This is a genomic window from Candidatus Viridilinea mediisalina, assembly GCF_002532535.1.
Taxonomy (GTDB): Bacteria; Chloroflexota; Chloroflexia; order Chloroflexales; family Chloroflexaceae; genus Viridilinea; species Viridilinea mediisalina.
The window spans coordinates 1-5373 of sequence record NZ_NQWI01000193.1; the positions used below are offsets into that span (position 1 = coordinate 1).

The 5373-nt window shown below is 60.4% G+C and carries 5 protein-coding genes; 3 read left to right on the forward strand and 2 right to left on the reverse strand.

What is annotated here, in order from left to right; translation table 11 throughout:
* A partial coding sequence (locus CJ255_RS20920) for a formylglycine-generating enzyme family protein (protein WP_133117020.1) occupies positions 1-1407 on the forward strand: 1407 nt, incomplete at its 5' end.
* Between the two features lie 535 nt (positions 1408-1942).
* Here CJ255_RS20920 and CJ255_RS20925 read toward each other — a convergent pair.
* Together CJ255_RS20925 and CJ255_RS20930 are read right to left on the reverse strand one after the other, a co-directional pair.
* A complete protein-coding gene (locus tag CJ255_RS20925) occupies positions 1943-2362 on the reverse strand; it encodes a type II toxin-antitoxin system VapC family toxin (RefSeq protein ID WP_097646020.1) in 420 nt (139 codons plus the stop codon).
* Complete coding sequence (locus CJ255_RS20930; protein ID WP_124682043.1) at positions 2344-2619, reverse strand: hypothetical protein; 276 nt, start codon at positions 2617-2619, stop codon at positions 2344-2346. Before CJ255_RS20930 ends, CJ255_RS20925 begins: the two co-directional genes overlap by 19 nt.
* A 315-nt stretch (positions 2620-2934) precedes the next feature.
* On the opposite strand from CJ255_RS20930, the gene CJ255_RS20935 reads away from it, so the two are divergent.
* Together CJ255_RS20935 and CJ255_RS20940 are read left to right on the forward strand one after the other, a co-directional pair.
* A complete protein-coding gene (locus CJ255_RS20935; protein ID WP_097646022.1) occupies positions 2935-3930 on the forward strand; it encodes a formylglycine-generating enzyme family protein in 996 nt (331 codons plus the stop codon).
* Between the two features lie 295 nt (positions 3931-4225).
* On the forward strand, positions 4226-5200 hold the full coding sequence (locus tag CJ255_RS20940) for an RpnC/YadD family protein (protein ID WP_124682044.1): 975 nt from the start codon (positions 4226-4228) through the stop codon (positions 5198-5200).
* Positions 5201-5373: the final 173 nt, after the last annotated feature.

The following is a 5373-nucleotide window of genomic DNA, read 5'->3' on the forward strand; positions in this document are numbered from 1 at the left end:
ACCCGCGAGGCGCTCGCGCATGCGCTACGCTCCATCTTCGACGCCCGCCTCACCATGCCGGTGCTACGCAAGCTCCTGGTCATCTTCAGTGGCGGTGTCGAACTCTACGACCTCGTCGTCACCGAAGCCTCCTCGCTGCACAGCGTCTGTGTAGACCACCACCTGAGCGACTTGGGCCAAGACGAAGCCGTAGCCCTCATCGCCGACGGGCTGGTTGCAGCGGGCCTTGACGCGGCCCTCGCAACCGGCATGGGCCATGTGGTCTACAGCCGCGTCGCGGGCCACCCCTACCTGACCCAACGCCTCGGCACACTGCTGCTGGAGGCGTATCAGCGAGGCCAGCCCCTCAATGCGGAGGCGGTAGTCGCGGCAGAAGTTCGTGTACGCCAGAGTGATCCGCTGCTGCGCCACATCCTCAACGATCTCCGCGCATCCCATCTCGCCGATGCCGCCCGTCGTCTCCTCAGCGATCCACCGCGCTTCACGCGCCTCAACGATGACATGGCACGCCTCGAACTGGCCGGACTGGCGAAGCAGGCGGGGACGCATTGGGCAGTACGCAACCCGTTCTTGGCAACCATCTTCGCCGAGGAGTTTGCGGTCAAACTTCCCGCCCCCACATGGCTGCCGCGCCTCGTGAAAGTTCCCGCCGGCCCCTTCCTGATGGGCAGCAGCGCTGCGGACGAGTTGGCCGATAGCGACGAAAAGCCCCAACACACCCTCACGCTGCCCGAATATTGGATCGGGCGCACCGAAGTGACAAACGCGCAGTTCCGCCCCTTTGTCGAAGGCGATGGCTACACCAACATCGCCTACTGGACGGAGGCGGGTTGGGCGTGGCGTGTGGCCGAGAAGGTGAGCCAGCCGAGGTGTTGGGAAGATGCCCGCTTCAATGGAGATGAGCAGCCGGTGGTTGGCGTGAGTTGGTACGAGGCGGTGGCCTACACCCGCTGGCTAAGCACCCAGACCGGCCACGAGTTCCGTCTGCCCACCGAGGCCGAGTGGGAGAAGGCGGCGCGTGGCCCTGATGGGCGTATCTGGCCCTGGGGCAACACCTGGGAGGCGGGGCGCTGCAATAGTGAGGAGGCGGGCATCGGTAAGACCACCCCGGTTGGCCACTACCCCAACGGGGCGAGCCCCTATGGCATCCTCGACATGGCGGGCAATGTCTACGAGTGGTGTGCGACCAAGTGGGGCAAGGGCTATCCCTATCGGCTTGAGGATGAATGGGCGGCGGCGTATGTGGAGGGAGATACGGGCCGGAGGTTGCGAGGAGGGTCGTTTTGGCGTGAGGCCAAATACGTGCGCGGGGCGTACCGCATCAACTACCTCATCCCGCGCTCCCGCTTCTACCACGACGGGTTGCGGGTCGTCAGTCATGCTCCCGTGGGGGGGAGGGATGAGTGATGAGGGATGAGGGATGAGGGATACATGGAAAACGCATGCATCCCGTCGTAAGGCAATGTAGGGGCGTAGCAGCGGCCCTCCCCAAGAATCATCGCGCAGGCGGGAATGAACGGGCCGCTGCTACGCCCTTTCCGGCGGAGATCATCAATCCATCGCATGCGTGGTGTGGTCATGAGATGGGGCATCTTGCGTTCCAATGACACCGTGGCATTGCCTCGGGATGGCGCAATGCCGATGGGTAGGGCGTAGCAGCGGCCTTTCGCTTTCGGTACACGCATGATTCCTTGGGTGGCCGCTGCTACGCCCCTACGTTGCGGGGTGATGGGGGATTTGTTCACCACAAATTCATGGAAAACGCATGGCATCCCATCGTAATGCAATGTAGGGGCGTAGCAGCGGCCCACCCAAGAAGTGCCGCGCAGGAGGGAACGTATGGGCCGCTGCTACGCCCTTTCCGGGGAAGGATAAGAATCATCGCGCAGGCGGGAATGGACGGGCCGCTGCGATGCTTGCCACGCATAGCAGGTATGACACCTTACGTTAGCAATAGATCAGTGGCGCTTGCCCCCACAACAAGACCATCAATATGTTGAAAGTGGCCATCAAAACTGAAAAGCGCACAGCCTGCCTGTAATGCTGATGCTGCAATCCACATATCGTTGGTTGGGATGGGTTTACCTTTGTGCTTGAGGCTGCGGTAGACGCGGGCGTAGTATTGCGCTGTGTGATCATCAATTGAGCGGATGCTGACGCGGGGTGAGGCGAGGAACTGTTGCAACTCCGTGCGATTCTGCGCCTCGCGTGACCCAACGGCAAACCCGGCCAGTAACTCCCCAATGACAATGCTGCTCAGCACGAGGCTTGGCGCACGCTGGATGATCGCCAGCGCGTCGGCATGACCAAGCTTGAATGCCGTATAGGCATTGGTGTCCAGCATTACGGTGATGGGTGCCATAGCGTAGGATCAAGTTGACTCATATCAACTAATGCCTGCTTGAACTCCTCAGCATCAGCAGCCCGCCACGTACCAGCCAGCGCATCAAGATCGTGGTAGCGTTGGTTCATGGTGTGGCGCTGGGCTACCTCCAGCCCCTGTAAGAGCAAGCGGCGCACAATGGCCTCGACCGATTGGCCGGTGCGCTGCGCCTCATCCTCGATCCAGTCGGTGAGCGCCCGATCAAGATGGGCAACCGTTACCGATAATTCCATCATTTGGCTCCTCTCATCGAAAAGGTGGTAAGCCCGCTTCATTCTAGCACACTCGCCACCTGTGGCATCGCAAAGCCAGCGCACCGCGCCCTACACTGGCGCGGTGGCTGAACCCTGAGCTTGTCGAAGGGCCGAAGCCAGCTTGTCGAAGCCAGCGTAGGGCGTTGTGCGCTTGCCTTGCATGAGCAAACACTTGGCACTGCATCCAACGCCTCTAAAAAACGCTATACTTGAAGGCGCATTTGGATGCTGTGACGAAGCGACGAGTAACGAAGTGATGCGTGCCTTTGCATCACAACTACCCCCCCCCACAAACCTATGCACCCCAAAGAAGAACGCTACAGAATCATCGAACTGCTCATCGGCTTCTTAGCTCTCGTTGTCGCGATTATTGCGCTGAAGCCTTCATGGCTTCCACCTTGGCTTGGTGGAGTACCGGCTGAACCAACGCCGTCATCCGTCTCAATGCCATCGCCGGTTCCAACTACGTTACCAATTCCGGCAGCAGCCAACCCGCTCCCCCCCTGGGTTCCCGAACTGGTCAGAGTCCCTGCTGGCCCCTTCCTGATGGGCAGTAGGGACGATGATGCATTGGCTTTTGATAGAGAAAAGCCCCAGCACGAACTCACGCTGCCCGAATACTGGATCGGGCGCACCGAAGTGACGAATGCCCAGTTCCGCCCCTTCGTCGAAGGCGATGGCTATACCAACATCGTCTACTGGACGGAGGCGGGCTGGGCGTGGCGCGTGGCCGAGCAGGTGAGCCAGCCGAGGTTTTGGGAAGATGCTCGTTTCAACGGCGATGAGCAGCCGGTGGTTGGCGTGAGTTGGTACGAGGCGGTGGCCTACACCCGCTGGCTAAGCGCCCAGACCGGCCACGAGTTCCGGTTGCCCAGCGAGGCGGAGTGGGAGAAGGCAGCGCGCGGCCCCGACGGGCGTATCTACCCCTGGGGCGACGCTTGGGATGCCAGCCGCCTGAATAGTGGACAGTCCCTTGACGTTGGCCGCACCACGCCCGTCGGGCAGTACCCTACGGGTGCTAGCCAGTACCGCGCCCTCGACATGGCGGGCAATGTCTGGGAGTGGTGCGCGACCAAGTGGCGCAAAGGCTACCCCTACCGGCTGGAAGATGAGTGGACGGCGGCGTATTTAGCCGGTGAGGAGGGACGGGTGCTGCGCGGTGGGTCGTGGTACAGCAGTGAGGCGAAATTCGTGCGCGGGGCGTACCGCAGCCACAGCGACCCGCGCCCCCGCAACATCTTCAACGGGTTGCGGGTCGTCAGTCATGCTCCCGTGCCCGGTTCTGGATCCTGAATCCTGTTTTCTGTTACTCCTGGCGTCGGGGTAGTGCAGGGCCGTGCGGGGGCGACGCAAGGGGATGGGGTGTGGGGAAGGGCGCTCCCTTCCCCACCCGTGCCGCAGGCGCGGATCGCGGATTTTTTGCATACACTGGTGCTACAATGGATGACGAACAGCGTGCGCCTTAGAGTCTGTCTGAAAAGTCTATGGTCTGGCGTTGGAGTGTCGGCTTTAGCCGACTAAAGTCGGCACTCCAGCGCGTGTCCCCGGCTTTTCAGACAGCTTCTCAGTATGTCGCGGGGAGATGAACGTGCAAACTGATATTCCGCTCAAGCGCCTAACAGCCCTCTGCGCTCACGACTTATTGCCGCTCCTATCCAACGGCGAAGCGCATGTCATTGCGGTCGAGACCCTTGAACTCCCGGCGAGCGCAACCCGCCTCGACAATGTGCTCCGTCTACGCAGCAGCGGTGGCCAAGAATACCTCCATGTTATCGAGTGGCAAGGCTATACCGACCCAGCGGTGCTCTGGCGTTTGCTGGGCTACCTCGCCTGGCTTGGGCAGCGTCATCACCAGCAGGTTGTGATCGGAACCGTCATCTACTTGAACCCAGCCTCTGATGTGGGCGATACGCTGCGCCAGACCGTTGATGGCGACGACCTGCTCGTCTGGCAGGTGCCTGTGGTTCGTCTTTGGGAGCAGGATGCAGAAGAGGCCGTGCAGCGTGGCCCATTGGGCCTGGCCGTGCTTAGTCCGCTGATGCGTGGCGCGACCGAGGCACTCGTCGAGCAGGTTGTCTCCCAGATACTCACCGATGCACCGCTCACCCAGCAGGCCGATCTGCTCTCGATCCTTGGTGTTTTTGCTGAACCGCTTATGCCTACAGAACGGTTTGTGGCCCTGATTGGAAAGGAGCGACTCATGAGTTCAGATTTGATTACCTATCTCGTTAATGAGAAGATCGCAACGATCGAAAAGGAGATCGAAAAAAAGATCGAGAAGAAGATCGAAAAAAAGATCGAGAAGGAGATCGAAAAGAAGTATGCCGATGAGTTGCAACAGACGCGCATCACACTCTCCCGCGCCATCCAAGAATTGGTCGAGGATACCGTCATCTTCCGCTTTCCCGCCACGCCTGCGGTTCTGGTTCGCAACATCCGATCATGCACCGACGCGGAGCAACTTGCTGCGTTGCACCATGCCATCCTGCAAGCTCCTGACCAGCCGACGGTCGAGGCGTTGCTCACCGCATTGCCCACCGAGGGGGGGCGACGGTCAGTGTGATGGCCGCGTTTCAGACTGATGTAGGGATGAGGGATATTGATCCTTGTATTCTCATGTGATAGCATGCCAGCAGATTCGCTACCACAGGAGTTCAGGCTATGCGCCTCGATCACTATCTTGATGTCCAGGCCGAAGATGTTATTCGGTTGAAAGGCCATCGCATTGGCCTTGAA